At 42.2% G+C, this 22,895-nt stretch carries 24 protein-coding genes; all 24 read left to right on the forward strand.

Annotated elements, in window-relative coordinates; genetic code table 11:
* The first annotated feature begins 36 nt into the window (after positions 1 to 36).
* The 24 genes from flhA (at position 37) to G628_RS0107775 (ending at position 22,892) form a co-directional block, all read left to right on the forward strand.
* Complete coding sequence (flhA, locus tag G628_RS0107660) at positions 37 to 2,094, forward strand: flagellar biosynthesis protein FlhA (RefSeq protein WP_026666838.1); 2,058 nt, start codon at positions 37 to 39, stop codon at positions 2,092 to 2,094.
* Positions 2,095 to 3,372 (forward strand): flagellar biosynthesis protein FlhF, encoded by a 1,278-nt coding sequence (gene flhF, locus G628_RS0107665; RefSeq protein WP_027208865.1) that lies wholly within the window; start codon positions 2,095 to 2,097, stop codon positions 3,370 to 3,372.
* A 17-nt stretch (positions 3,373 to 3,389) separates the two neighbouring features.
* Positions 3,390 to 4,316 (forward strand): MinD/ParA family protein, encoded by a 927-nt coding sequence (locus tag G628_RS0107670; protein ID WP_026654761.1) that lies wholly within the window; start codon positions 3,390 to 3,392, stop codon positions 4,314 to 4,316.
* A gap of 37 nt (positions 4,317 to 4,353) precedes the next feature.
* A complete protein-coding gene (locus tag G628_RS0107675; RefSeq protein WP_026654762.1) occupies positions 4,354 to 5,076 on the forward strand; it encodes a flagellar brake protein in 723 nt (240 codons plus the stop codon).
* Between the two features lie 2 nt (positions 5,077 to 5,078).
* Complete coding sequence (locus G628_RS0107680) at positions 5,079 to 6,149, forward strand: protein-glutamate methylesterase/protein-glutamine glutaminase (protein ID WP_081670603.1); 1,071 nt, start codon at positions 5,079 to 5,081, stop codon at positions 6,147 to 6,149.
* Between the two features lie 115 nt (positions 6,150 to 6,264).
* Entirely contained in the window at positions 6,265 to 8,391 is a 2,127-nt protein-coding gene (locus G628_RS0107685; RefSeq protein ID WP_027208866.1) for a chemotaxis protein CheA, read from the forward strand.
* Between the two features lie 38 nt (positions 8,392 to 8,429).
* Entirely contained in the window at positions 8,430 to 8,933 is a 504-nt protein-coding gene (locus G628_RS0107690; RefSeq protein WP_026654765.1) for a chemotaxis protein CheW, read from the forward strand.
* 17 nt (positions 8,934 to 8,950) lie between these two features.
* Positions 8,951 to 9,586 (forward strand): chemotaxis protein CheC, encoded by a 636-nt coding sequence (locus tag G628_RS0107695; protein ID WP_026654766.1) that lies wholly within the window; start codon positions 8,951 to 8,953, stop codon positions 9,584 to 9,586.
* Positions 9,587 to 9,596: 10 nt separating this feature from the next.
* Positions 9,597 to 10,082 carry a chemotaxis protein CheD gene (locus tag G628_RS0107700; RefSeq protein WP_026654768.1) on the forward strand — a complete coding sequence of 162 codons (486 nt, stop codon included), beginning with the start codon at positions 9,597 to 9,599 and terminating at the stop codon, positions 10,080 to 10,082.
* Positions 10,079 to 10,420, forward strand: coding sequence for a hypothetical protein (locus G628_RS0107705; protein ID WP_026654769.1), 342 nt, complete (start codon positions 10,079 to 10,081; stop codon positions 10,418 to 10,420). Before G628_RS0107700 ends, G628_RS0107705 begins: the two co-directional genes overlap by 4 nt.
* A gap of 26 nt (positions 10,421 to 10,446) precedes the next feature.
* Positions 10,447 to 11,223: a FliA/WhiG family RNA polymerase sigma factor gene (locus G628_RS0107710; protein WP_027208867.1), complete on the forward strand. Its 777-nt coding sequence runs from the start codon at positions 10,447 to 10,449 to the stop codon at positions 11,221 to 11,223.
* A gap of 30 nt (positions 11,224 to 11,253) precedes the next feature.
* A complete protein-coding gene (locus G628_RS0107715; RefSeq protein ID WP_027208868.1) occupies positions 11,254 to 12,831 on the forward strand; it encodes a DUF342 domain-containing protein in 1,578 nt (525 codons plus the stop codon).
* Positions 12,832 to 12,846: 15 nt separating this feature from the next.
* A complete protein-coding gene (locus G628_RS0107720) occupies positions 12,847 to 13,242 on the forward strand; it encodes a hypothetical protein (RefSeq protein ID WP_026666834.1) in 396 nt (131 codons plus the stop codon).
* A gap of 66 nt (positions 13,243 to 13,308) precedes the next feature.
* Positions 13,309 to 14,178 (forward strand): DUF6115 domain-containing protein, encoded by an 870-nt coding sequence (locus tag G628_RS0107725; RefSeq protein WP_027208869.1) that lies wholly within the window; start codon positions 13,309 to 13,311, stop codon positions 14,176 to 14,178.
* 14 nt (positions 14,179 to 14,192) lie between these two features.
* Entirely contained in the window at positions 14,193 to 14,987 is a 795-nt protein-coding gene (locus G628_RS0107730) for a hypothetical protein (RefSeq protein ID WP_155833786.1), read from the forward strand.
* Positions 14,988 to 15,265: 278 nt separating this feature from the next.
* Positions 15,266 to 16,021 carry a 30S ribosomal protein S2 gene (rpsB, locus tag G628_RS0107735; RefSeq protein ID WP_026654775.1) on the forward strand — a complete coding sequence of 252 codons (756 nt, stop codon included), beginning with the start codon at positions 15,266 to 15,268 and terminating at the stop codon, positions 16,019 to 16,021.
* Between the two features lie 83 nt (positions 16,022 to 16,104).
* Positions 16,105 to 17,058, forward strand: a complete 954-nt coding sequence (gene tsf, locus G628_RS0107740; RefSeq protein ID WP_026654777.1) for a translation elongation factor Ts — start codon at positions 16,105 to 16,107, stop codon at positions 17,056 to 17,058.
* A 183-nt stretch (positions 17,059 to 17,241) separates the two neighbouring features.
* Positions 17,242 to 17,985, forward strand: a complete 744-nt coding sequence (gene minC / locus G628_RS16780) for a septum site-determining protein MinC (protein ID WP_051199086.1) — start codon at positions 17,242 to 17,244, stop codon at positions 17,983 to 17,985.
* Between the two features lie 12 nt (positions 17,986 to 17,997).
* The gene (minD, locus tag G628_RS0107750; RefSeq protein WP_026654778.1) at positions 17,998 to 18,777 is read left to right on the forward strand and encodes a septum site-determining protein MinD; all 780 of its coding nucleotides are present in this window, start codon (positions 17,998 to 18,000) and stop codon (positions 18,775 to 18,777) included.
* Between the two features lie 15 nt (positions 18,778 to 18,792).
* The gene (minE, locus tag G628_RS0107755) at positions 18,793 to 19,074 is read left to right on the forward strand and encodes a cell division topological specificity factor MinE (RefSeq protein ID WP_026654779.1); all 282 of its coding nucleotides are present in this window, start codon (positions 18,793 to 18,795) and stop codon (positions 19,072 to 19,074) included.
* A 127-nt stretch (positions 19,075 to 19,201) separates the two neighbouring features.
* Positions 19,202 to 19,645, forward strand: a complete 444-nt coding sequence (locus G628_RS0107760) for a MarR family winged helix-turn-helix transcriptional regulator (protein WP_026654780.1) — start codon at positions 19,202 to 19,204, stop codon at positions 19,643 to 19,645.
* A 121-nt stretch (positions 19,646 to 19,766) separates the two neighbouring features.
* Positions 19,767 to 20,057, forward strand: coding sequence for a metal-sensing transcriptional repressor (locus G628_RS0107765; RefSeq protein ID WP_081670604.1), 291 nt, complete (start codon positions 19,767 to 19,769; stop codon positions 20,055 to 20,057).
* A gap of 127 nt (positions 20,058 to 20,184) precedes the next feature.
* Positions 20,185 to 22,023 (forward strand): NADH-quinone oxidoreductase subunit L, encoded by a 1,839-nt coding sequence (locus G628_RS0107770; protein ID WP_242827197.1) that lies wholly within the window; start codon positions 20,185 to 20,187, stop codon positions 22,021 to 22,023.
* A complete protein-coding gene (locus tag G628_RS0107775) occupies positions 22,023 to 22,892 on the forward strand; it encodes a respiratory chain complex I subunit 1 family protein (protein ID WP_026654783.1) in 870 nt (289 codons plus the stop codon). Before G628_RS0107770 ends, G628_RS0107775 begins: the two co-directional genes overlap by 1 nt.
* Positions 22,893 to 22,895: the final 3 nt, after the last annotated feature.

Below are 22,895 nucleotides of genomic sequence, written 5' to 3' on the forward strand. Positions count from 1 at the left end.
TGGATTTAGAAATTTTTACAGAAAGGAGAGTACGGCATGGACGCGAAAAAAATCAGAGACCGCGTATATGATTACGGTCTTGCTTTATATATTGTTGCGGCTATCGTAATGCTCATTATACCGCTTCGTGACTGGGTGCTGGATATTCTCCTTGCTTTTGATATGTCACTTTCTTTTGTGATCATGTTTACCGCCATGTTTGCGGCTGATGTTCTGGATATGTCGTTTTTCCCTACGATACTTCTTTTTACGACTATCTTCAGAATTGCACTTAACGTTTCATCTACCCGTCTTATCCTGACAGAGGGCGGTGCGGGTAAAGTTATTGAAGTATTCGGTTCCTTCGTTGGCGGAGGTGACCTTATTGTCGGAGCTATCGTCTATGTAATTCTCATAATCGTACAGCTCATGGTAATCAACAAAGGTTCTGAGAGAGTTGCGGAAGTATCGGCAAGATTTACCCTTGATGCCATGCCCGGTAAGCAGATGGCTATCGACGCCGATCTTAATACGGGTGCCATCACTGATGTTGAGGCGAAACAGAGAAGACAGAAGATTCAGGATGAAGCAAGCTTCTTCGGAGCTATGGACGGTGCTACGAAGTATGTAAAAGGAGATGCGACTGCGGGCCTTATTATTACGGCGGTTAACCTTCTTGGCGGTATTGCCATGGGTATCCTGAGAAAAGGGATGGACGTAAATACTGCCATCAATACATATTCGATTCTCACGATGGGTGACGGACTTGTAAGTTCTATTCCTTCTCTTATGATATCGATGTCGACAGGTATCCTTGTTACCAAGGGATCAAAAGAGGCAGATTTTGGCCACGTGCTTATCGGTCAGCTCTTTGGTATGCCGAAGACTCTTTACCTTGTGGGCGGAGTTTTGTCGGGGCTTGGTATTTTTTCACCGCTTCCTACGCTTCTTTATGTTGCTTTCGGTGCAGGATTCATCTTTATGGGAAGAATTGCGAGTCAGACTATCGAGGAAGTTGCGGTTGAGGGAGAAGTTGCATCGCCTGAAGAACAGCAGGCTGAAGAGATAAGACAGCCCGAGAATGTAACAAGTCTTTTGCAGGTTGATCCTATCGAGCTTGAGTTTGGTTACGGTATTATTCCGCTTGCGGACGTTAATCAGGGCGGAGATCTTCTCGACCGAGTTGTTATGATCAGAAGGCAGGTTGCCCTTGAACTTGGTACCGTTGTTCCGATAATTCGACTTAGAGATAATATTCAGTTGAATCCTAATCAATATATCATTAAAATTAAAGGTATACAGGTTAGTGACGGTGAGATTTTGTTCGATCATTACATGGCTATGAATCCCGGACATGTCGAGGAAGAGATTACAGGTATTCCTACATTTGAGCCGTCATTCCACCTTCCTGCGATATGGATTACGGAGGGACAGAGAGAAAGAGCGGAGAGCTTTGGCTACACCGTTGTAGACCCGCCGTCAATCATTGCTACGCATTTGACGGAGATTATAAGAGAACATATCGCGGAACTTCTTACAAGGCAGGATGTACAGAACCTTGTGGACAATCTGAAAGAGAACAATCATGCTCTTGTGGAAGAGCTTGTGCCTAAGCTCATGAGCCTTGGTGAGATTGAGAAGGTTCTTCAGAATCTCCTTCGCGAAGGCATTTCCATAAGGGACCTTGTGACAATATTCGAGACGCTTGCAGATTTTGCTCCGTCTACACACGATCCGGATATCCTTACGGAGTATGTAAGACAGAGCTTAAAGAGAGCTATCTCCAACAAGTATTTTGTGCCGGGAGAGACTACGAGCGTTGTTACTCTTGATCCCAAGATCGAACAGGAGATCATGAGCAGCGTTAAGCAGACAGAAACAGGTGCTTATCTTACACTTGATCCCGCTAGAACCAAGTCTATACTTGCTGCTGTGGGAGAGCAGGTCAAGAAGCTTGAAGATGCGGGTAAACAGGCAATCATCATGGCGTCACCTATAGTGCGTATGTACTTTAAGAAGATGACAGAAGACTACTATAAAGATCTGGTTGTTATTTCATATAACGAAGTCGAAGCCAGTATCGAACTACAATCGGTGGGGATGGTAACTGCGTAAATGATTATAAAAAAGTATGTTGGAAAAAATGAAAGCGAAGCCACGGATGAGGCAAAAAAGGAGCTCGGGGGAAACATCGTCGTAATGAATGTACGACCTGTTAAGAAGTCCGGTTTTCTGGCTCTGTTCCAGTCTCAGAAGATTGAAGTGACAGTGGCACTCGAGGAGGAACCTGAAAGGCCGGTAAGAACGACCTATACTCCGCAAAAGCCCAAAGTACAGGAAAGCAGGGGCTCTTTTGACAATGCTCAAAGAGATACCGTGGTTTCCGCTGCTGCGACGGCTACCAAGGTTTCTACGCCGAAGGAAGATAACAGCGCTATCGAAGAAAAGCTTGATAATCTCAGCTCTCTTTTGGAGAAAAATATTCTCAAGAATGAGAAGGAGGTTGTTGCTCCCAAAGCTGAAAAAGAAACGGGTGTTGTTCCCGAGAAAAATAATGATGGCGTAAAAACTTCTAAAAATGATATATCAGAAGAAACACTTTCTTTCATAAAATTGTTATATAATACTCTTATAGAGAATGAAGTTGACGAGATATACGTAAACCAGCTTACCGATGAGGTTGAAAAGATAAGTAAACCCGGACTTCCTTTTGATTACGCGCTTGCAAACGTTTATCAGAAGATGGTTCTTAAGTTCGGTAAGTCTGAGCCTATAAAAGAAGTCGGTGAAGAAAAGCCGATAGCTGAGATTTTTATAGGTCCCACAGGTGTCGGCAAGACAACTACGATTGCCAAACTTGCGTCGGAGCTTACTGTTTCCAAAAAGAAGAAAGTAGCTCTTTTGACCATGGATACATACAGAATTGCGGCAGCCGAGCAGCTTCGCACATATGCATCGATACTTGAGATTCCTTTCAGGGTTATTTATTCTGTCGATGAGATGAAGCAGGCGGCTGAAGATTTCAGGGAATATGACTACATCATGGTCGATACGGCGGGACATTCACTTAAAAATGAAGAGCTTATAAGAGATGTTGAGAACTACATAAGGGCTTTGGAGGAGCTTATGGAGTGCGAAAACTATCTTGTTTTGTCAGCGACTACCAAGTACCGCGACCTCATTGAGATTTCGGATGCGTATTCGGAAATGGTTGCATATAAGCTTATTTTTACAAAAATGGATGAGACAGGCGCAAAAGGTAACCTTTACAATATCAGAATGCATACGGGTTCGCCCATCGCGTATATCACAAACGGCCAAAACGTGCCGGATGACATCGCGGTATTTGATGCACAGAAAATAGTAAAGAACCTTCTTGGCGGAAAAAGTTAATTTGGGGATAGTTATATATGGATCAGGCGCAACAGCTTAGAAATATTATTAAAAATTCAAATAAGCCGCAGCGTCCGCTTGCTAGAATTATCACCGTTACAAGCGGAAAAGGCGGTGTTGGTAAGTCAAATGTTTCCATAAATCTGGCGGTTCAGTTCAGGAAGATGGGCAAAAGAGTCATTATTCTGGACGCCGATTTCGGACTTGCAAATATAGAGATAATGTTTGGAACTGTGCCAAAGCACAATTTATGCGATCTTATCTATCAGGGTAAGAATATTAAGGACATCATTACCTGGGGACCTGAGGGTGTCGGATTTATCTCCGGCGGATCGGGAATTTCGGGTATGTACAACTTAAGCAGAGATTATCTTGTATATATTATTGTTAATCTTGCCGAACTTGATGCAATTGCTGATATAATAATAATAGATACGGGAGCGGGAATATCGAGCGCAGTAATGGAGTTTCTTGTGGCAAGCGGTGAGATCATACTTGTTACAACACCGGAACCTACATCGATTACCGATTCGTATTCACTTCTTAAGGCACTGAACCAGTCTCCGCGTTTTTCGAGGGAGAACACTAAGGTAAAAGTTGTTTCGAACAGAGTTTCATCAAGTGATGAAGGTCAGCAGCTGTTTAATAAGTTAAACGCGGTTGTGGCCAGATATCTGAAACTTCCTTTATCTTACATGGGAGCAATCCCGCAGGATCAGTATCTTGCCAGAAGTGTAATGCAACAATCACCGGTTTCATTGCAGTATCCGAATGCCAAGTCGGTTAAGGCGTTTGAGAGTATTGCGAATCAGCTTATGAATCCGGGAAGTCAGGAAGAAGTAAAGCAGAGAGGAATGGCGGCTTTCTTTTCACATATTATTACGGGAAGAAAGCTTAGCAGCAGGGAGACAGCACAGGGACAAAGCATAACTTCAGAAAACTAAGTCGTTAATTATTGGCGGATTGGAGACAAGGTATTATATGCTCACTGATTATATTTCACCCGGGATAAGAGTGGAACTTAAGGCAGCCGGTAAAGTCTGGATGGATGAGGATACGCGAACGAGACACATCTATATGAGCAAAGTTATGGATGTGACTTCGGATGATAGGATTGAAGTCCTCATGCCGTTTGAAAAAGGCAAACTTGTTCTACTGCCCGTTGACGGAGAATATAGCTTGTGTTTCTACAGTACCAAGGGATTGTTTCAATGTTATTCCAGGATTGTAGACAGGTACAGAAGCGACAATATGTATATACTTGTGCTCGATCTTTCCAGCGAGCTTCAACGACTACAAAGACGAGAGTATTACAGGTTCAGCTGTGCTCTTGAATTAAAATCCCGAACCTGCACAAAAGGAGAGCTGGAAGCCTTTGAAAAGAACAGAAAATATCTCGTCGACAAGACAAAACCGCTCCAAAGGAGCGTTATAGTTGACATAAGCGGAGGCGGGCTACGGTTTGTGGCTAACTTCCAATACGAGGAGGGCAGTACAATTTACTGCTCGTATCGTTTACCGAGGGGGGCAAATGATAGAGAATTTGAGATGATTTGCAGCATATTAAAGGTACAAGAGTTAGAAAGTAGACCGGGTTTATTTGAACATCGTATCCAATACGTGTATATCGACGAACCTTCCAGAGAAGATATTATCCACTTCATCTTTGAGGAAGAACGAAAAATAAGAAAGAAGCAAACATAATTATGAAAAAAATTTTGATAATTGATGATTCTGCACTTATGAGAACAGTTCTTAGTGATATTATTAACTCAGATTCAAGATTCCAGGTAGCTGACAAGGCTAAAGACGGAATTGAGGGATTGGAGCTTTTAAAGCAGAATACTTATGATGCTGTCGTACTTGATATTAATATGCCGAGAATGGACGGTATCACAATGCTTAAAGAACTTCATAAGAACGGAATAAAAGCCAAGATAATGATGGCCAGCACCGATACTAAGGAAGGTGCAAAAGTAACAATGGATGCGCTTGATCTGGGTGCGCTTGATTTCGTGCACAAGCCGGACAGAGCGTCTGAGTGTAAGGGCGAAGAGTTTTGTAAGCTTTTCCTGAATACACTTGCAGCTGTTGCAAACAGTAAAGCACCGGGTTCAACAAAAGCCTTTTCATTTGATGAAGTTAAGGAATCACGTAAAGTTGTTGAACTGGTCACAAAATCCGCGAGCAAGATCACGGGAAACAGAATCGTTGCAATAGCAAGTTCAACGGGCGGCCCAAGGGCGTTACAGTCTGTAATACCAAGGCTTCCCAAAAACCTCAAAACCCCTGTAGTTATAGTTCAGCACATGCCGGAAGGCTTTACAGCATCACTTGCTGAAAGGCTTGATTCTCTGAGTGAGGTCCGTGTTAAGGAAGCCGCAGAAGGCGATATATTGGCACCGGGAACGGTATATATATCAAGGGGCGGCAAACACATGCATATCGTTAAGAATGCAGGAAAAAGTGTTATCCACTATATGGATGGACCGACCAGAGAAGGCGTAAGACCTTGTGCAAATTTCATGTATGAATCACTTGTTGATTCTGATTACGATGAAATCTGCTGCGTAGTAATGACCGGAATGGGCGCCGATGGAACTGAGGGAATCAAGAATCTGAAATCTAGGAAAAAAGTACATGTAATCGGCCAGGACGAAAGCACCTGCACCGTTTACGGAATGCCCAAATCAGTAGCAACAGCTGGACTTGTCGATCAGGTTGTAAAACTTGATGACATCGCCCAGGAAATAATAATGAGTGTTGGTGTTAATTGAGGGTTTTACTTTTAATCTTTCATATCTGACGATCCATATCCCCTCCATTAACTACCGATGAAAACAAACACAATTTGCATGACTAAACAATTTTTCTTATGGAGGTAGATTGATTATGGATGTTTCTCAGTATCTAAGTGTCTTTCTTGATGAAGCAAAGGAGCACCTTCAGTCTTTAAACGACAACATCATGGTTCTTGAGCAAGATCCTGAAAATGAGGATTGTATCAATGAAATTTTCAGATCCGCTCACTCAATGAAAGGTATGGCCGGAACAATGGGCTATACCAGAATGCAGAATCTTACTCATGACATGGAGGATGTTTTCTCCGATGTCAGAGCCGGTAAGATCAAGATCAAATCAGAGATGATCGATGTGCTTCTTCAGTGTCTTGACGCTATTCAGGGATATGTTGACAACATTACCGAGAATCAGGACGAAGGTACTGAAGAACACCAGAATATCATTAAAGCGCTCGCCGATATCAGATCGGGTAATACAGGAGCAGAAGCTGCAGCTTCCGATGGAGTAGCTGAGGCTTCGGAGCCTGCAGAAAGTGCAGCTCCTGCAGTTGAACCCGGTGCAGATCCCGCGAGTGACTACAGAGCTATCAAGCTTGATTCTTCCGCAAGAACTACTTTGGAAGAAGCTAAATCTCAGGGAAAGAATGTTTTCGGTGTTACCGTACATATTCAGGAATCCTGTATTCTTAAGGCAGCCAGAGGTTTCCTTGTATTTAAGGGAATCGAAGAGATCGGTGAAATTGTTGTTTCCGAGCCTAATACACAGGATATAGAAGATGAGAAATTTGATTTCTCATTCAGCCTTGTAATAATTACAGATGAGTCAAAAGAGAAGGTCATGGAAATAGTTAAGTCTGTTTCCGAAGTGGCAGGATGCGAATGTGGAGAATTCGACCTCGATGCAGAAAAAGCTGCAGCAGAGGAAACTCCCGAGCCTGCACCGGCAGCTGCAGCAGCACCGGCAGCCGTTCCCACACAGGGAGCAGCACCTGCGCCCGCACCTGCAGCAGGAAAGGCACCCGCAGCAGGACCTGCAGGCGGCAAGAAGCCTTTAGGCAAGCCTGTCGTAAACAGAACAGTCCGTGTTGATATCGAGAAACTGGATGTTCTTATGAACCTTGTCTCTGAGCTTATCATTGCAAAGAACTCACTTATTTCCGCAGCTAATACTTCAGGTGTCAGCAACGGAAACGTTAATGAGCAGATTGAATATCTTGAGAGTGTTACCACAAATCTTCATGAATCAGTCATGAAAGTTCGAATGGTTCCTATCGAGAGTGTTCTTCAGAAGTTCCCTCGTATGATCAGAGATCTTAACAAGACTCTCGGCAAGAAGATGGAACTGACAATGACCGGTGAAGATACAGAAATGGACAGAACCGTGGTTGATGAGATCGGTGATCCTTTGATGCACCTTATCAGAAACAGTGCCGACCACGGAATTGAAGCAGCCGATATCCGTGCCCAGAGAGGCAAGCCGGAAGTAGGACAGATTTTCCTTCACGCTTTCCAGGACGGTAACAGCGTTGTTATCGAGGTTGGCGATGACGGTAACGGAATAGATGCGGAAGCTGTTAAGAACAAAGCTATCGAGAAAGGAATAGTTACTCCCGAGCAGGCAGCTCTTTTGACAGAGAAGCAGTGCGTAGAGCTCTTATTCCATCCCGGATTCTCAACAGCAAAGCAGGTTTCTGAAATTTCAGGACGTGGTGTAGGACTTGACGTTGTTAAATCCAAAGTTGAATCTCTTTCCGGTGAGGTATCCGTTAATACCAAGCTTGGAGCAGGATCCACCTGGATCATCAGACTTCCTCTTACACTTGCTATTATTCAGGCTCTCATGGTTATTGTCGGAGATGAGAAGTATGCAATACCTCTTGATTCAATCCAGAGTATTGAAGATGTATCTCCTTCAGACCTTAAACTTGTAGAGAATAAAGAAGTTATAAATCTTCGTGGAAGCGTAACACCTATCGTAAGACTCAATGAAGTGCTTGATACAGAGTCAAGTAAATCACCCGACGACGATATGGTAGTTGTTATCGCAAGAAAAGGAGACCAGCAGATCGGACTTGTTATCGACGAACTTATGGGACAGCAGGAAATCGTTATCAAGCCTTTGGGTAAATACACAAATAAGTGCAAGCTTATAAGCGGAGCTACTATCCTTGGTGATGGTGAGATCGCACTTATTCTTGATACCAATTCAATTTTCTGATGGTAACATTTGTTTAGCGAAGAAAGGATGAGCCGAATATGAATGAGATAAAAGAAGTTAAAGAAAAAGCCGATAAAGGCGAACTTATTCAGTATATAGTTATAAAGATTGATGATGAGCAGTATGGCATCAACATCAAATTTATAGACAACATTGTAAGAATGCAGCAGATTACGAGAGTGCCAAAGGTAGACGCATTCCTTAAGGGAGTTATCAATATCCGAGGCGAGATTGTTCCTGTTATGAGTGTAAGAATGAAGATGGGACTTTCCGAAGACGTGATCACAGGCGCTTCAAGAATAATCATCTTAAAGACTGAGGCAGGTGATCTTGTAGGTATAATCGTGGATCAGGTTAATCAGGTTCTTACACTTAATGAAAAAGACATTGAGAAAGTCCGTTACGACGATAAGAAAGGACAGTCAAAAGTTTCTTTTGTCAGCGGCGTAGGCCATTACGACGGCGGACTGGTTTCAATACTCGATCTCGATGCGGTTGTGTCTGAGAAAGAATCAAAAGAAAAAGCGTCTAACGCAAGTTAATTCGGAGGATTTATTTTATGGCAGACATGAGTTTGGATAATTTATCCGACAAGTATTTTGACGTGCTGAAGGAACTTGGTAATATCGGTGCCGGGAATGCAACTACAGCGCTTGCTCAGATGATCGGAACAAAGGTTGATATGTGTGTTCCGCAGGTACGACTTCTGGACTTCAAAGATGTCGGAGACCTCATGGGCGGAGCTGAGAAGATAATGGCAGGTATTTATCTTGCTGTTGACGGCGATATCGACGGAAGCATCATGTTCCTCTTGGGCAAACAGGCAGCCAGACATTTGGTTGATCAGCTTATGGGTACAGGCCCCAAGCCTGAAGATCAGGATTTTGATGAAGTTGAGATGTCAGCCCTTAAAGAAGTCGGTAATATCATTACCGGTTCGTATCTCAATTCACTTTCCATGATGACAAACCTAAAACTCATTCCATCTATTCCATATGTTGCCATTGATATGGCTGCGGCGATACTTAGTGTTCCCGCGATCCAGTTTGGAATGATGGGTGACAAAATCCTTCTTATTGAGACACAGTTCTTTGATGAACTTAAGTTGAGCGGTTATTTTATTCTTTTACCTGATATTGATGGATACCGTAAAATTCTCTCTTCTTTAGGCATGGGAGACGTTTCAGATTCGTGAAGGGGCTAATATGAGTCAAATAATTAAGGTTGGAATGGCCGATCTGAATATTTGTGTCAGCCCCGACGGAATTACAACTTTGGGGCTTGGGTCCTGCGTTGGAATTGCTATAAGGGATCCTGTTACCAAGATTGGTGGGCTGGCTCATGTAATGTTGCCGGATTCAACTGAGATTAGGAACAATTCGAATATACCTAAATTTGCCGATACAGGAATTGAAGAACTTGTCAGGCTCATAATTGCCAAAGGCGGTAATAAATCACGTCTTGTGGCAAAGATTGCCGGCGGCGCGCAGATGTTTGCTTTCCAGTCAAACAATGCCACGATGCGTGTCGGTGACAGAAATGTTGCGGCATCACTAAAAAAATTAAAGGAGCTTAATATTCCTGTACTTGCTCAGGATACCGGTGATTCGTACGGACGGACAGTTATTTTTTATCCCGAAAACGGAAACTATATTATCAGAGCTGTAGGAAAGCCTGAAAAAATCATATGAATACCGATTTAGATGAACTGAAGAAAATTAATACCAAACTAATAACTCCCCTGATAGTGCTTTCAGCAACGGCTGTTGTTTCAGTGTTTACGTTCTTTAAGCACTATCCGGCGGGTGAGTGGATTTTTATTGTATTTGTTTCGGTAGTTATATTTTTGGTAATCGGACTTATCACGGAGAAGATGATCGCCAAGTTTTTAGATATTAACTACGAGAAAGCTTTGGCCGAAAAACTTGAAGCTGAGAGACTCGAGGAAGAGGCAAGAGCAGCAATGGAGGCAGAAAGTAGTGCCGGGGAAGATGTCGATAATATGGAAGTACACGACATTCCTCAGTAAAAAAATAGAACCGGGGAAACTTACACATGGATGATGCAGCTAGAAATAAATTATGGACAGAATATGGTAATACCAAATCCGGTGAACTCAGAGAGCAGCTCATATTAGAGTATGCTCCTCTTGTCAAGCTTGTAGCCGGAAGACTTAGCATGTATCTTGGATTTAATGTCGAATATGACGATCTTGTAGGATATGGCATTTTCGGACTCATAGATGCCATTGATAAGTTTGATCTCATGAAAGACGTTAAGTTTGAAACTTATGCCAGTCTGAGGATCAGAGGAGCAATCCTAGATCAGATCCGCAAGATGGACTGGATTCCCAGAACTATAAGACAGAGACAGAAGAAGATAGAGACTGCCATCAGAGAGATTGAAAAAGAGAGTGGTCATATCGCGACAGATGCCGAAATAGCGGCAAAAATGGATATTACTGAAGATGAATACCAGAACTGGCAGAACCAGATGAAGGTTACGGGGGTTGTTTCCTTAAATGAGTTCATGGATCAGGGCGCGGATATTGCCGATGATTCAAGCAATGCAACAGGTTCAGGTTTCACAAAGCCTGAGGAGGCTATAGAAAAGGAGGAACTTAAAAAGATGTTGGCCGATTCCTTGGAACATCTTACAGACAAGGAGAAAAAGGTCATACTCTTTTACTATTATGAGGAGCTTACGTTAAAGGAGATAAGTGAGGTTCTGGAGGTTTCAGAGTCGAGAGTGTCACAGCTTCACACAAAGGCGCTTCAGAAGATGCGCGAAAAGCTGGGAGACTATCTGGGGATTATTACAAACTCGAGATAGTAGGAAATTTATTTATGGAAGAGGATTTGTATGAACGGATATTTTCAACTCGTAAACACAACGCAGGGAACCGGTATCAGAATTTACGCCCCAACCGATGGAGGTAAGCCGCTAAACGTTAATGACGTTCGTGAGTACTTGGACGAAAGAAAAATTCAATACGATGTAATCAAGCTAAATGATGCTGTGACCAAGTCTGACGCAAACGTCTACGTTTTTACCGAAACGCAGGTACATCCTGAGCGTGAAGGGGTAAAGTTTGACGTTTCCAAGGATAAAATGACTGTCACGGCATTTTTCTATCCGCCGACAGAAGGCGCGCAGCTTATGACGGAGAATGAGTTCAGAAGCTCGATCGCGTACAGAAAGATCACTTATGGAATTCAGGACGAAAACATAAAAGCATTTTTTGAACATAGAGAGTACTGTAAGGAAATAATTATAGCTCAGGGAAAAGAAGTTGTTCAGGGTAAGAATGCATACGTTGAGTATCACTTTAATACCAACTTAAGAGCACGTCCCACACTTAAAGAGGATGGAAGTGTGGACTATTTCCATCTTAACCTGATCAATAATATAAATGAAGGCGATCTTCTCGCTACACTTCATAAGGAGATTCCGGGGGTTCCGGGGATCAATGTTTTTGGAGAGAATATAAAGCCTGCTGTTGTTAAGCCTTCTCATATCAGAGCGGGTAAGAATACCATTCTTTCGGAAGATAAGCTTACACTTAAGGCAGGAAAGTCCGGTCACGTAACTTTGAGCGAAGGTAAAGTTGTTGTTTCCGATGTATTGCAGCTTGAGAATGTTGATGTTGCCACAGGTAACATTGATTATGAAGGAAGTGTTGAGGTTAACGGTGTTGTTGCAACCAACTTTAGCGTAAAGGCAGGCGGAAACATCATTGTCAGAGGTATTGTTGAAGGAGCCGTTCTTGATGCCGGCGCCGATATAATCCTTGAATGCGGAGCAAAAGCCGGCGGAAATATTAAGGCCGGTGGCAATATAGTCACAAGATTTATTGAGAATGCCAATGTGAGTGCAAGGGGATGCATCACAAGTGAATGCATACTCCACTCAAACGTTTCTTCGGGAACAGAGGTAAACGTAACCGGACGAAGAGGCTTTATCGCCGGAGGAAGAGTTAGTGCTGCAGACAAGATTCAGGCTAAGGTTCTCGGATCTGAGATGGGGGCAAATACCATCATAGAAGTTGGGGCAGATCCGCAGCTTAAGCAAAGACTCAAAGAGCTTCAGAAAGAAATGACCGAAGCACAGAAGAGCATAGAGAGCATAAAACCTACTATCGAAGGCTTTACTAAGATGCTAAAGGCGGGAGTAAAGTTTAGCCCTCAGCAGGTCGAAAGTGCAAAGAAACTTATAGAGTTAAACAAGACCCTTACGGAACAGATTCAGGATGACTCGGAGGAATATGCAAATCTTATGGAAAGACTTGCGGAAGCAAAGGAAGCCGAGGTTGTGGTTGAGGGAACCGCATATCCCGGAACTACCGTTAATATCGGTGAGTTGTCCATGATCGTAAAGAAACCTGTTCAGTACAGCAAGTTTGTTGTCAGGGAAGGAGATGTAAGATTAGCACCTATCTAAACGGAGGAGAGAACCATGTCAATAAACAGAATTGACTTTGGCGTGATCGCTGCTTCTAATGAGGTTTCCGCGGTGAAGGCGTCGGAGGATGCAAGACCCATGATGGACAGGCAGAACTTTCAGACTCAGTTTAACGAAGAAGTTGATAACCAGCGCAATTCGGTTATTCAAAAGGATGACGTTAGCGGAGCCAAAGTTTCTGCGGATGCCGGAGAGAAAGGCGGTAATGAATACGCGGGGGACGGCGGAAAAAACAGAAAAAAGAAGCAGGACGAAAAGAATGAGAATAATCCCATTTTAGAAAGACAGCTATCAGTTGAGAAAATGGAAAAAATTTCGGAGCACATGCTCGACCGAAATGGAAAGCCTGTAGATCTTGGTATTTCTCACGGTTTTGATTTGAAGATTTAACATTTCTATATTATAATGGTGGAAACGGGCACGGTGCCTGAATTTTTTAGTAAAATAGGCGGATAAATGATTAGTATTACAGAGATTGTTCTCATCGTTGTCGGATTCGCGGCAATAATATTGGGTTACCTTCTTCCTGCGGGGAAGGAACTTGACGAGGAAGATAAGATGCTCATGGAGAGAGAAATCCGTGAGCTTGTTCGTCGTGAAGTTGAAGATCAGAGAGAAAATATTGAAAATATGGTAGACGATACCGTAGATCTTTCTTTGGACAGAACAGAGAGAGCAATGGAACGTATATCAAACGAAAAACTTTCCGCTATCGGAGAATATTCCGATACTGTGATCAACGATATACACAAGAATCATGATGAAGTAATGTTCATGTATGACATGCTTAACGATAAGCATAAGAACCTCACTTCCGTGGTTTCCGAAGTAACCAAGAAAGCCGATGAGGCCAAGAAAGTTGTAAAAGAGGTAGAGGAGAAGATCATTACTCCCGCTCCGTCAGATGAAATCATACCTGTTACACCGGTTGCATCTGCCGCTCCTTCTGCAGCTGTCGAAAAAGAGCCTGTCATGGAACTTGAAAAGATCACAGCTAAAGTTATAACTCCCGAAGAAGCTATTGGGCTTCATGTTGTAGGAAACACTTCTAACGATGAAGAGGAAGTTAAGCCTATACAGGAGCAACAGCCGAATGCCAAAGTTGTTCCCATTACTGAAGCTGTGAGAGTTGAAGCTAAGAGCACCAATCCCGATAAGAACATGAAAGAACTCACAGCAGCCGATCCGATCTCGCAGAACAGACAGATCATTGAGATGCATAAGGCCGGAAAATCAAATATGGTTATTGCAAGAGAACTTGGTCTGGGTATCGGAGAAGTTAAGCTTGTGATAGATCTTTCCAACAAGCACAGAAAAGTTAAGTGAGGAATACTCTATAAATGAAACTAAAATATTACCTTAGGGGGATTGGTCTTGGCGTTGTACTTACAGCTATAATCATGGGCTTTGCACTTGGAGCCAGAAATGCACCGGTCAGCGATGCCGAGGTGATCGAGAAAGCAAAAGATCTCGGAATGGTTGAAGGCGGTGTTCTTTCGGATTATTCCGGTGAAGACGCAAGTACCGGCGAGGCGGTAAAAGAGGAACCAGATAATTCAGCTCCGGTAGATAAAGTTACGGATACTGCAAAGGGAGTCGACGCAGGCCCCTCATTACCTGACACATCTGCGAGCGATTCAGCTGCCGGCGGTGCGGATATTGAAAAGCCTGAGACTTCTGCCGGCATAGGCACAGGCACATCTACTGTTGCTAACGGTATAAGCGGAGCTGTCGAAAAAGCTTCATCCGCAGGCAATTCTGTAAGTGCCAAGAATGCTGACAAGAATAAAGACAAGGATAAGGAAAAAGAAAAGCCTGTCGTAGAAAAGAAAAAAGAAGAAGTTCAGGAAGAGCCTGAAGAATTAGAGGAAGAACCCGCTGAGGAACCTGAAGACAATTCAGGTGAGAGCACATCGAGTCCTTCTCCTGCAAATCCGGTGCAGGTTACTATTCCGGGAGGTTCATCGTCCGATAAAGTAGCTAAGATCTTACATGATGCGGGACTCGTGGATGATGCCATTCAGTTTAACAAATTCCTTATTGAGAAAGGCTGGGACAGAAAGATACATTCCGGAACCAAATCAATAAGTCAGGGAGCTTCATATGAAGAAATAGCGAAAGCTATCACACAATGACCTTGTATTAAATAATTTTAGCTTTAAAGCTGTGAAAATAACTTATTTTCACAGCTTTTTTACTTGAAATATGTTTTTCCTTGTGATATAGTTAAAAAGCTGTGTTCATAGGTGTGTTTATGCCTATTTCACGGTAAAACAAATAATCACGTACATTTAATTCTCTTTCCGGTGTCGGTCATACCGATCAGAAGAGAGCTCTGTATATCGGAAGACGCGCTGATATATCATATGAGCCAAGGATGTGCGGAAGATTCTAACCAAATGGAGGTAATATCATGAGCGTTGTATCAATGAAACAGTTACTTGAAGCAGGTGTTCACTTTGGACATCAGACAAGAAGATGGAACCCTAAAATGGCTCCTTACATCTTCACAGAGAGAAACGGAATCCACATCATCGACCTTCAGAAGTCAGTTATCAAGGTTGACGAGGCTTACAAGGCAGTATTCGAGATTGCACAGCAGGGTGGAACAATCCTTTTCGTAGGAACAAAGAAGCAGGCGCAGGACGCTGTTAAGTCAGAGGCTGAGCGTTGCGGAATGTACTACATCAACGAGAGATGGCTCGGTGGAATGCTTACAAACTTCAAGACAATCCAGAGCAGAATCGCTAGAATGAAGACTATCGAGAAGATGCAGGAAGACGGAACATTCGAAGTTCTTCCCAAGAAGGAAGTTGCTCAGCTTAAGAAGGAACTTTCCAAGCTTCAGGCTAACCTTGGCGGAATCAGAGATATGAAGAGAATCCCTGATGCTATTTTCGTAGTAGATCCTAAGAAGGAAAGAATCTGCATTCAGGAGGCTGAGTCTCTTGGAATTACTCTTATCGGTATCGCTGATACAAACTGCGATCCTGAAGAGCTTGACTTCATCATCCCCGGAAACGATGACGCTATCAGAGCAGTAAAGCTTATCGTTGGTAAGATGGCAGACGCTGTTATCGAAGCTAACCAGGGTGCTGAGGCTGACGTTGCAGCTGAGTTCGTTGCAGAGGCAGCTGAGGATATCGAAGAAGTTGCAGACGCAGAGTAATATAGATTGATAATTTGGAACTAAATTGGTGCAGCCAATCATTATATGGTTGGCTGCTATTATAAAAACGGAGGAAAATACACATGGCTATCACAGCAGCAATGGTTAAAGAATTGCGTGAGTCTACCGGTGCAGGAATGATGGAATGCAAGAAGGCTCTTACAGAAACTAACGGAGATATGGATGCAGCAGTAGAATTCCTTAGAAAGAACGGAATCATGAAGGCTGAGAAGAAGGCTAGCAGAATCGCTGCAGAAGGTCTTACAAGAGTTGTTCTTAAGGACGACCAGACAGCAGCAGTTGTTGAAGTTAACTCAGAGACAGACTTCGTTGCTCAGAACGACAAGTTCCAGAGCTTTGTTGAGGCAGTTGCTCAGCAGGCAGTTAATTCAGATGCCAAGGATCTTGATTCATTCATGGCTGAGAAGTGGAACCTTGATGAGTCTAAGACAGTTAACGATGCACTTGTTGAGATCACAGCAGTTATCAGTGAGAAGCTCAGCATCAGACGTTTCGAGAAGGTTGTTGCTTCTAACGGTATCGTAGTTCCTTACGTACACGGAAACGGAAGAATTTCTGTTGTGGTTGAGGCTGAGACAGATGTTGTTAACGATAACATCAAGGAAGCAGTTAAGAACGTAGCTATGCAGGTTGCAGCTCTTAATCCCAAGTATGTTGCAACTGAGGACGTTTCACAGGAATACAGAGATCACGAGAAGGAGATTCTTCTTGCTCAGGCTATGAAGGAGAACGAGGAGCTTCCTGAAGGAAAGAGAAAGCCTCAGGAGATCATCGAGAAGATGCTTATCGGACGTCTCAACAAAGAGCTTAAGGAAATCTGCCTTAACGAGCAGGTATTCGTAAAGGCTGAGGATGGAAAGCAGACAGTTGGTCAGTACATCGCTAAGGTTGCTAAAGACAATAACGCTAATCTTTCTATCAAGAGATTCGTACGTTTCGAGACAGGTGAAGGAATCGAGAAGAAGAACGAGAACTTCGCTGAGGAAGTTGCTAAGCAGGCTGCCGGTCTCAACTAATAATATTAGATTATTAATGAGCTTCGGATTTCCGGAGCTCATTTTTTCTTAAATGTGTAATAATTAAGCTATTTTTAGCCACCAAACCTTTGGCATAAATGGGCTTTGATATCTTTAATTTTTTACAAAAATAGCCTATACTGTTGTAGTATAGATTTTTATAAAGGTTGGGTGAATTAAACATTGAGTCAGTTAGTTACAATTAAGGGTACAAGATCTGGCATCATTCTTGTTTTGGATCCCGAGGTCGATTTTTCAACGCTTATCACGGAAGTTGGCGAGAAATTCAAGGAAGCATCTTCGTTTCTCGGAAAGAATAACATGGGCCTTATCATAAGAGGCAGAAAACTTTCCGAATCGGAAGAAGATGAAGTTCTAAAGAGTATCAAAGATAATTCAATGCTTACAATTACATGTATTATCGACGAAGAGTCAGATATTCAGAGAAAATTTGAAGATGTCGCAGCTTCAAACGATAATGTTGTTCTTGAGATCAATACGAACAAGAAGTCGGATGCTACAGTAAAAGTGGATCAGAACAGTGCAATTATTTATAAGGGCAGTTTGAGATCCGGTCAGGATATTTCCTGCGAACAGAGTATTGTTATTTTAGGAGACGTTAAGCCGGGAGCTAACGTAATCTCCTATGGAAGCATATTTATCTTGGGAGAACTGCGAGGCAATGCATTTGCCGGTGCAGGCGGAGATAAAGATGCTGTAGTAATGGCACTTAGTCTCAACCCATTACAGGTCAGGATCGCGGATTCTATCGCAATATCTCCTGAATCTGAAAAAAGTGCCAAACTCAAATTGGGGAGAAAGAAACCTTCTACGGTAGAAAGTGAGCCTGAAGTTGCATATATCGAAAACGGGCACATCGTAAAAAGTGTTTACGGTTCTTCTTTTTTGAGACAATTTAATATGTAAACGGAGGAAACTATGGGAGAAGTTATAGTTATAACATCGGGAAAAGGTGGAGTAGGTAAAACTACGAGTTCCGCAAATATCGGAACAGGCCTTGCAAAGCTGAACAAGAAGGTTGTTCTTATTGATACAGATATAGGACTTCGAAATCTTGATGTTGTTTTGGGACTTGAGAACAGGATTGTCTACAACCTTGTTGATGTTATTGAAGGTAACTGCAAGATTAAGCAGGCGCTTATCAGAGATAAGAGATATGAGAATCTCTTTCTTTTGCCCGCTGCACAGACTAAGGACAAGACAAGCGTTACTCCTGAGCAAATGAAGAAGCTTACAGATGAACTTAAGCAGGATTACGATTATATTATTTTGGATTGTCCTGCAGGTATTGAACAGGGATTCAAGAACGCTATTGCCGGCGCTGACAGAGCACTTGTTGTTACAACACCTGAGGTATCAGCTGTTCGTGACGCCGACAGAATCATCGGGCTTCTTGAAGCAAACGAGATTAAAAAGACTCATCTCATAGTAAACAGACTTCGCCCTGATATGGTCAAGAGAGGTGATATGATGTCATCAGATGACGTTATAGATATCCTTGCTATCGAGCTTATAGGTCAGGTTCCGGATGATGAGAGTATTGTTGTTGCGACTAATAACGGTGAACCTCTTGTAGGTGACAATTCACTTGCAGGCCAGGCATACATGAACATTTGTCGCAGAATTACAGGCGAACAGGTTCCATTTCTTGACCTTGAAGCCAAGAGAGGACTTTTTTCTTGGTTTAAGAAAAAGTGATAAGGGGGCAAAGTTATGAAAATCACTGATTTTTTCAAAAAGAAATCTTCAAGTGATATAGCCAAGGATAGACTGAAGCTTGTTTTGGTTTCAGACAGAGCATCATGCTCACCTGAGCTTATGCAAAAAATCAGAAGCGATATCATAGAAGTGCTTTCGAAATATGCTGAGATAGATATGGAAGGAATTGACATCAATATTACAAGTCTGGATGCTGAAGATAACGGTGGAAAATCCGCACCGGCTCTTTATGCTAACATTCCTATCAAAAATATGAATCATAATTCAAAGCTTTGATCGGCATTGCAACCCGTGAATTTCCCAAAAGGATTTTCGCGGGTTTTTGTTTTTTGCAAACACATAATCTCTATTGTGATATAATGATATATGATTAAATAGGATAAAATTGTTTTTGGAGACGCTTATGAATTGTAATAATGAAAAATATGATTCTTTAAAACTTGGTAATCAGTTATGTTTCCCATTATATGCATGTTCAAAAGAGATTATCAGAAAGTACAAGCCTTTTCTTGATGAGCTGGATCTTACATACACCCAGTATATTACCATGATGGTCATGTGGGAAAAGAAGAGTGTTAATGTAAAAATGCTTGGAGAGTGTCTGTTTCTTGATTCGGGTACACTTACGCCTGTTCTTAAAAAGCTTGAGAGTAAGGGGTATATTACACGTGAGAGATCTGAAAAAGATGAGAGAAATCTTGTAGTTTCAATTACCGATTCCGGTATGAAATTAAGGGATAAAGCTGTCACGATTCCTTCTAAGGTAGGAAGCTGTGTTAAGCTTACGGAAGAAGAAGCCAAAGTCCTTTACAATCTTTTACATAAGATTATCAGTAATGTTAGATAATCTTTATTGTATTTTTCCCTAGAAGGAATATAATATATTTTGTTAAAAAATATATGTAGATTTATTTTTTTGTCCTATATAAGTTAAAAAAATAACAATGCATATATTTATTGGAGGTTTTATGAGTTCTCATACCCATAAACATCATCATGATCCTAAGAAGATGAAGGCTATTATTAACAGACTTTCCAAGGCTATCGGACACCTTGAGTCGGTTAAAAGAATGGTTGAGGATGACAGGGATTGCACTGAAGTACTCGTACAATTGGCAGCTGTACGTTCAGCAATAAACGGGGCAGGCAAGGAAATACTTAAAGAACATATAAGTCATTGCATAGTCCATGCTGTTTCAGATGGTGATGAAGAGGCTATCGTTGAGTTAAATGATGCTATCGAGAAATTTATGAAGTAATGAGTTACTTGTGAGTATGTATGTGAAAGGGGCGAACACCTTGGCAAATCTTTTGAATTTAGTTTATTTTCTTATTTTATTTCCCTTTTGTATGGCAATTATAATATCTATTTTTAAGCACGCCAGTTTGTTTAGAAGCCTTCTTATTATGGCAGGTGGCTTTGCAATCATGGGTGTGGCTATTTATGTTGCCGTCAATGTTCTAATGTCCGGTGATACATCTCAATTTGTATACTTGGAACATCCGGAAATTCCCGAAAAGGTAATTCTTTGTGGGGAAGTCTTTTTAATTGGACTTGTATGTTTTCTCAGTATTAAGTACAAAAAGTATTATGCAATTATTTTCTCGCTTGTCGGAACTATCCCCGTACTTTGGATGGATTTGACACACAAGGCGGTTGAAGGAAATACTTGCCTCAGAATCGATACATTTGCTGCCGTAATGTATTTGATCGTTGGTTTCGTAGGTATTCTTATCTGTATCTACGCATCAGGTTATATGAAGGATTATCACCATCATCACACAGATGTTGAAGACCGTTCCGGATATTTCCTTGCGCTTATGTTTGTATTCCTTGGCGCAATGTTCGGACTTATTTCTTCAGATAATCTTGGATTTATCTATTTCTTCTGGGAGATCACAAGTGTATGTTCATTCCTTATGATCGGATACACAAGAACAGAAGAGGCTGTAAATAACTCATTCAGAGCTCTCTGGATGAATCTTTTGGGTGGATGTGGATTCGCGGCAGGACTCATGTATTGCAATATGGTTCTCGGCATCTCGAATCTTAGTGAGATCACACCCGGTGTTTCTACTACAATTATTGTTCCGGTAACTTTATTTGCATTTGCTGCTCTTACAAAGAGTGCGCAGTTCCCATTCTCAAGATGGCTTTTGGGAGCGATGGTTGCACCTACACCTTCAAGTGCACTTTTGCACTCTGCAACGATGGTTAAGATCGGTGTATACATGCTTATCAGACTTGCGCCCGTAATGTTCGGAACTCTTACGGGAGTTATGATCACCGTTATCGGTGGATTTACTTTCTTTGCGGCATCACTTCTTGCGATTACAGTAAGCGACGGCAAGAAGGTGCTTGCTTATTCGACAATTTCTAACCTCGGTCTTATTACCGCATGTGCGGGAACAGGAACAACCGAAGGTGTTTGGGCTGCAGTTATGCTCGTTCTGTTTCATGCGGTTTCAAAGTCACTTTTGTTCCAGACAGTCGGAGATATTGAGAACTGTATGGGAAGCCGTGACATTGAGGATATGCATGGACTTATAATCAAACTTCCCAGACTTGCATTTATCATGATAATCGGTATTTGCGGAATGTTCATGGCACCGTTTGGAATGCTTGTTTCAAAGTGGGCTGCTCTTAAATCATTCGTAGATTCCGGTTCTGTTTGGCTTGTTCTTTTCCTTGTTTTCGGATCGGGAAGTACGCTTTTCTACTGGGCAAAGTGGCTCGGTAAGATCTGTGCGGTTATTCATCAGTCATTTGAACTTGAAGATATAACTCCGAGAAGTGAGATGGTATCTATTTTCCCTCTTACTACAATGATAGTTATCATGTGCTTTGCATTCCCCTGGATGTCAGGAAACATGATACAGCCTATTCTTGATGAGGCTTATCACACAAACATCCCTGATGTTATCGGCGGAAGCGATGTTATCATCATGATGATAATGGTTGCGATGGTATTTATGATCCCTATCGGTTCCAGAATAATGTCCATCGGTAAGAACAGTAAGATGACAATGTCTTACGTTGCCGGTGTAAATGCAGGAGATGACAGACATTATATCGATTCTTTCGGTAAGGAGAGAGCACTTTATATGTCTAACTGGTACATGGATGAGGTCTTTGGTGAAAAGAAATTCTTAAAGCCCTGTATCTATGTTGCGACTGTTCTGGTCGCCGTTATGCTTATTGTTGTTGTCGGAGGTGCTATCTGATGAATATTTATATGATCATAAGAGTTTTATTATATATTCTTTTGGCACCTGTTCTAGGTGGTCTGCTTTCGGGAATCGACAGAGTTTTCTCAGCTCGTATGCAGGGAAGACAGGGTCCCCCTCTGTTTCAGCCTTTCTATGATGTGTCCAAGCTGATGAGTAAGCAGACAACCGTTGTTAACAGTATTCAGGTGTTGTTTGTTACAAGTTATCTTGTATTTACCATATTTACAGGTGCGTTGTTTTTTGCCGGCGGAGATATGCTCTTAGTATTCTTTGCGCTTTCTATGTCAGAAGTAGTTATGGTTCTTGCAGCTTTTTCAACAAACGGACCATACAGTATAATGGGCGCACAACGTGAGCTTTTGCAGATGATGTGCTATGAGCCTATGACACTTCTTGTTGCTATCGGGTTCTATTATGCAAACGGAAGCTTCATGGTTGATGAACTTGCGAAAGCAGATATTCCGGCTATTGCGCAGATTCCCGGCTTCTTTATAGGCTTTGTCTTTGTGCTTTTGATCAAGCTCAGGAAATCACCTTTTGACCTTAGTACTTCACATCATATGCATCAGGAGATGGTAAAGGGTCTTACAACGGATCTTTCCGGCGGAAACCTTGCACTTGTCGAGATCGCAGAGTGGTATGATGTGGTACTTATGATGGGTATTGTGGGAATGTTCTTTGTTACTTCTGCACCTATCAGTATTCTTGGAGCTGTTATCGCATGTGCTGTTGTATTTTTCCTGGAAACACTTATCGACAACCTGTTCCCCAGAGTTAAGTACATGACAATGCTCAAGGTTACCTGGTCGGTTATATTGATTTTTGCAGGTACAAATTTGCTTATTCTTAATGTGTTGAAATAAGAA

The sequence above is a fragment of the Butyrivibrio hungatei NK4A153 genome, assembly GCF_000424465.1.
GTDB lineage: Bacteria > Bacillota > Clostridia > Lachnospirales > Lachnospiraceae > Butyrivibrio > Butyrivibrio hungatei_A.

Excerpts from the sequence above, each read along its gene's own strand:
- G628_RS0107690 (WP_026654765.1), top strand. The coding sequence starts at position 8,430 with ATGAATGAGATAAAAGAAGTTAAAGAAAAAGCCGATAAAGGCGAACTT.
- G628_RS0107720 (WP_026666834.1), top strand. The coding sequence starts at position 12,847 with ATGTCAATAAACAGAATTGACTTTGGCGTGATCGCTGCTTCTAATGAG.
- G628_RS0107695 (WP_026654766.1), top strand. The coding sequence starts at position 8,951 with ATGGCAGACATGAGTTTGGATAATTTATCCGACAAGTATTTTGACGTG.
- minE (WP_026654779.1), top strand. The coding sequence starts at position 18,793 with ATGAAAATCACTGATTTTTTCAAAAAGAAATCTTCAAGTGATATAGCC.
- G628_RS0107685 (WP_027208866.1), top strand. The coding sequence starts at position 6,265 with ATGGATGTTTCTCAGTATCTAAGTGTCTTTCTTGATGAAGCAAAGGAG.
- flhA (WP_026666838.1), top strand. The coding sequence starts at position 37 with ATGGACGCGAAAAAAATCAGAGACCGCGTATATGATTACGGTCTTGCT.
- G628_RS0107705 (WP_026654769.1), top strand. The coding sequence starts at position 10,079 with ATGAATACCGATTTAGATGAACTGAAGAAAATTAATACCAAACTAATA.
- G628_RS0107730 (WP_155833786.1), top strand. The coding sequence starts at position 14,193 with ATGAAACTAAAATATTACCTTAGGGGGATTGGTCTTGGCGTTGTACTT.
- G628_RS0107765 (WP_081670604.1), top strand. The coding sequence starts at position 19,767 with ATGAGTTCTCATACCCATAAACATCATCATGATCCTAAGAAGATGAAG.
- rpsB (WP_026654775.1), top strand. The coding sequence starts at position 15,266 with ATGAGCGTTGTATCAATGAAACAGTTACTTGAAGCAGGTGTTCACTTT.
- G628_RS0107670 (WP_026654761.1), top strand. The coding sequence starts at position 3,390 with ATGGATCAGGCGCAACAGCTTAGAAATATTATTAAAAATTCAAATAAG.
- G628_RS0107760 (WP_026654780.1), top strand. The coding sequence starts at position 19,202 with ATGAATTGTAATAATGAAAAATATGATTCTTTAAAACTTGGTAATCAG.
- G628_RS0107775 (WP_026654783.1), top strand. The coding sequence starts at position 22,023 with ATGAATATTTATATGATCATAAGAGTTTTATTATATATTCTTTTGGCA.
- minD (WP_026654778.1), top strand. The coding sequence starts at position 17,998 with ATGGGAGAAGTTATAGTTATAACATCGGGAAAAGGTGGAGTAGGTAAA.
- G628_RS0107715 (WP_027208868.1), top strand. The coding sequence starts at position 11,254 with ATGAACGGATATTTTCAACTCGTAAACACAACGCAGGGAACCGGTATC.
- flhF (WP_027208865.1), top strand. The coding sequence starts at position 2,095 with ATGATTATAAAAAAGTATGTTGGAAAAAATGAAAGCGAAGCCACGGAT.
- G628_RS0107675 (WP_026654762.1), top strand. The coding sequence starts at position 4,354 with ATGCTCACTGATTATATTTCACCCGGGATAAGAGTGGAACTTAAGGCA.
- G628_RS0107700 (WP_026654768.1), top strand. The coding sequence starts at position 9,597 with ATGAGTCAAATAATTAAGGTTGGAATGGCCGATCTGAATATTTGTGTC.
- G628_RS0107680 (WP_081670603.1), top strand. The coding sequence starts at position 5,079 with ATGAAAAAAATTTTGATAATTGATGATTCTGCACTTATGAGAACAGTT.
- G628_RS0107710 (WP_027208867.1), top strand. The coding sequence starts at position 10,447 with ATGGATGATGCAGCTAGAAATAAATTATGGACAGAATATGGTAATACC.
- tsf (WP_026654777.1), top strand. The coding sequence starts at position 16,105 with ATGGCTATCACAGCAGCAATGGTTAAAGAATTGCGTGAGTCTACCGGT.
- G628_RS0107725 (WP_027208869.1), top strand. The coding sequence starts at position 13,309 with ATGATTAGTATTACAGAGATTGTTCTCATCGTTGTCGGATTCGCGGCA.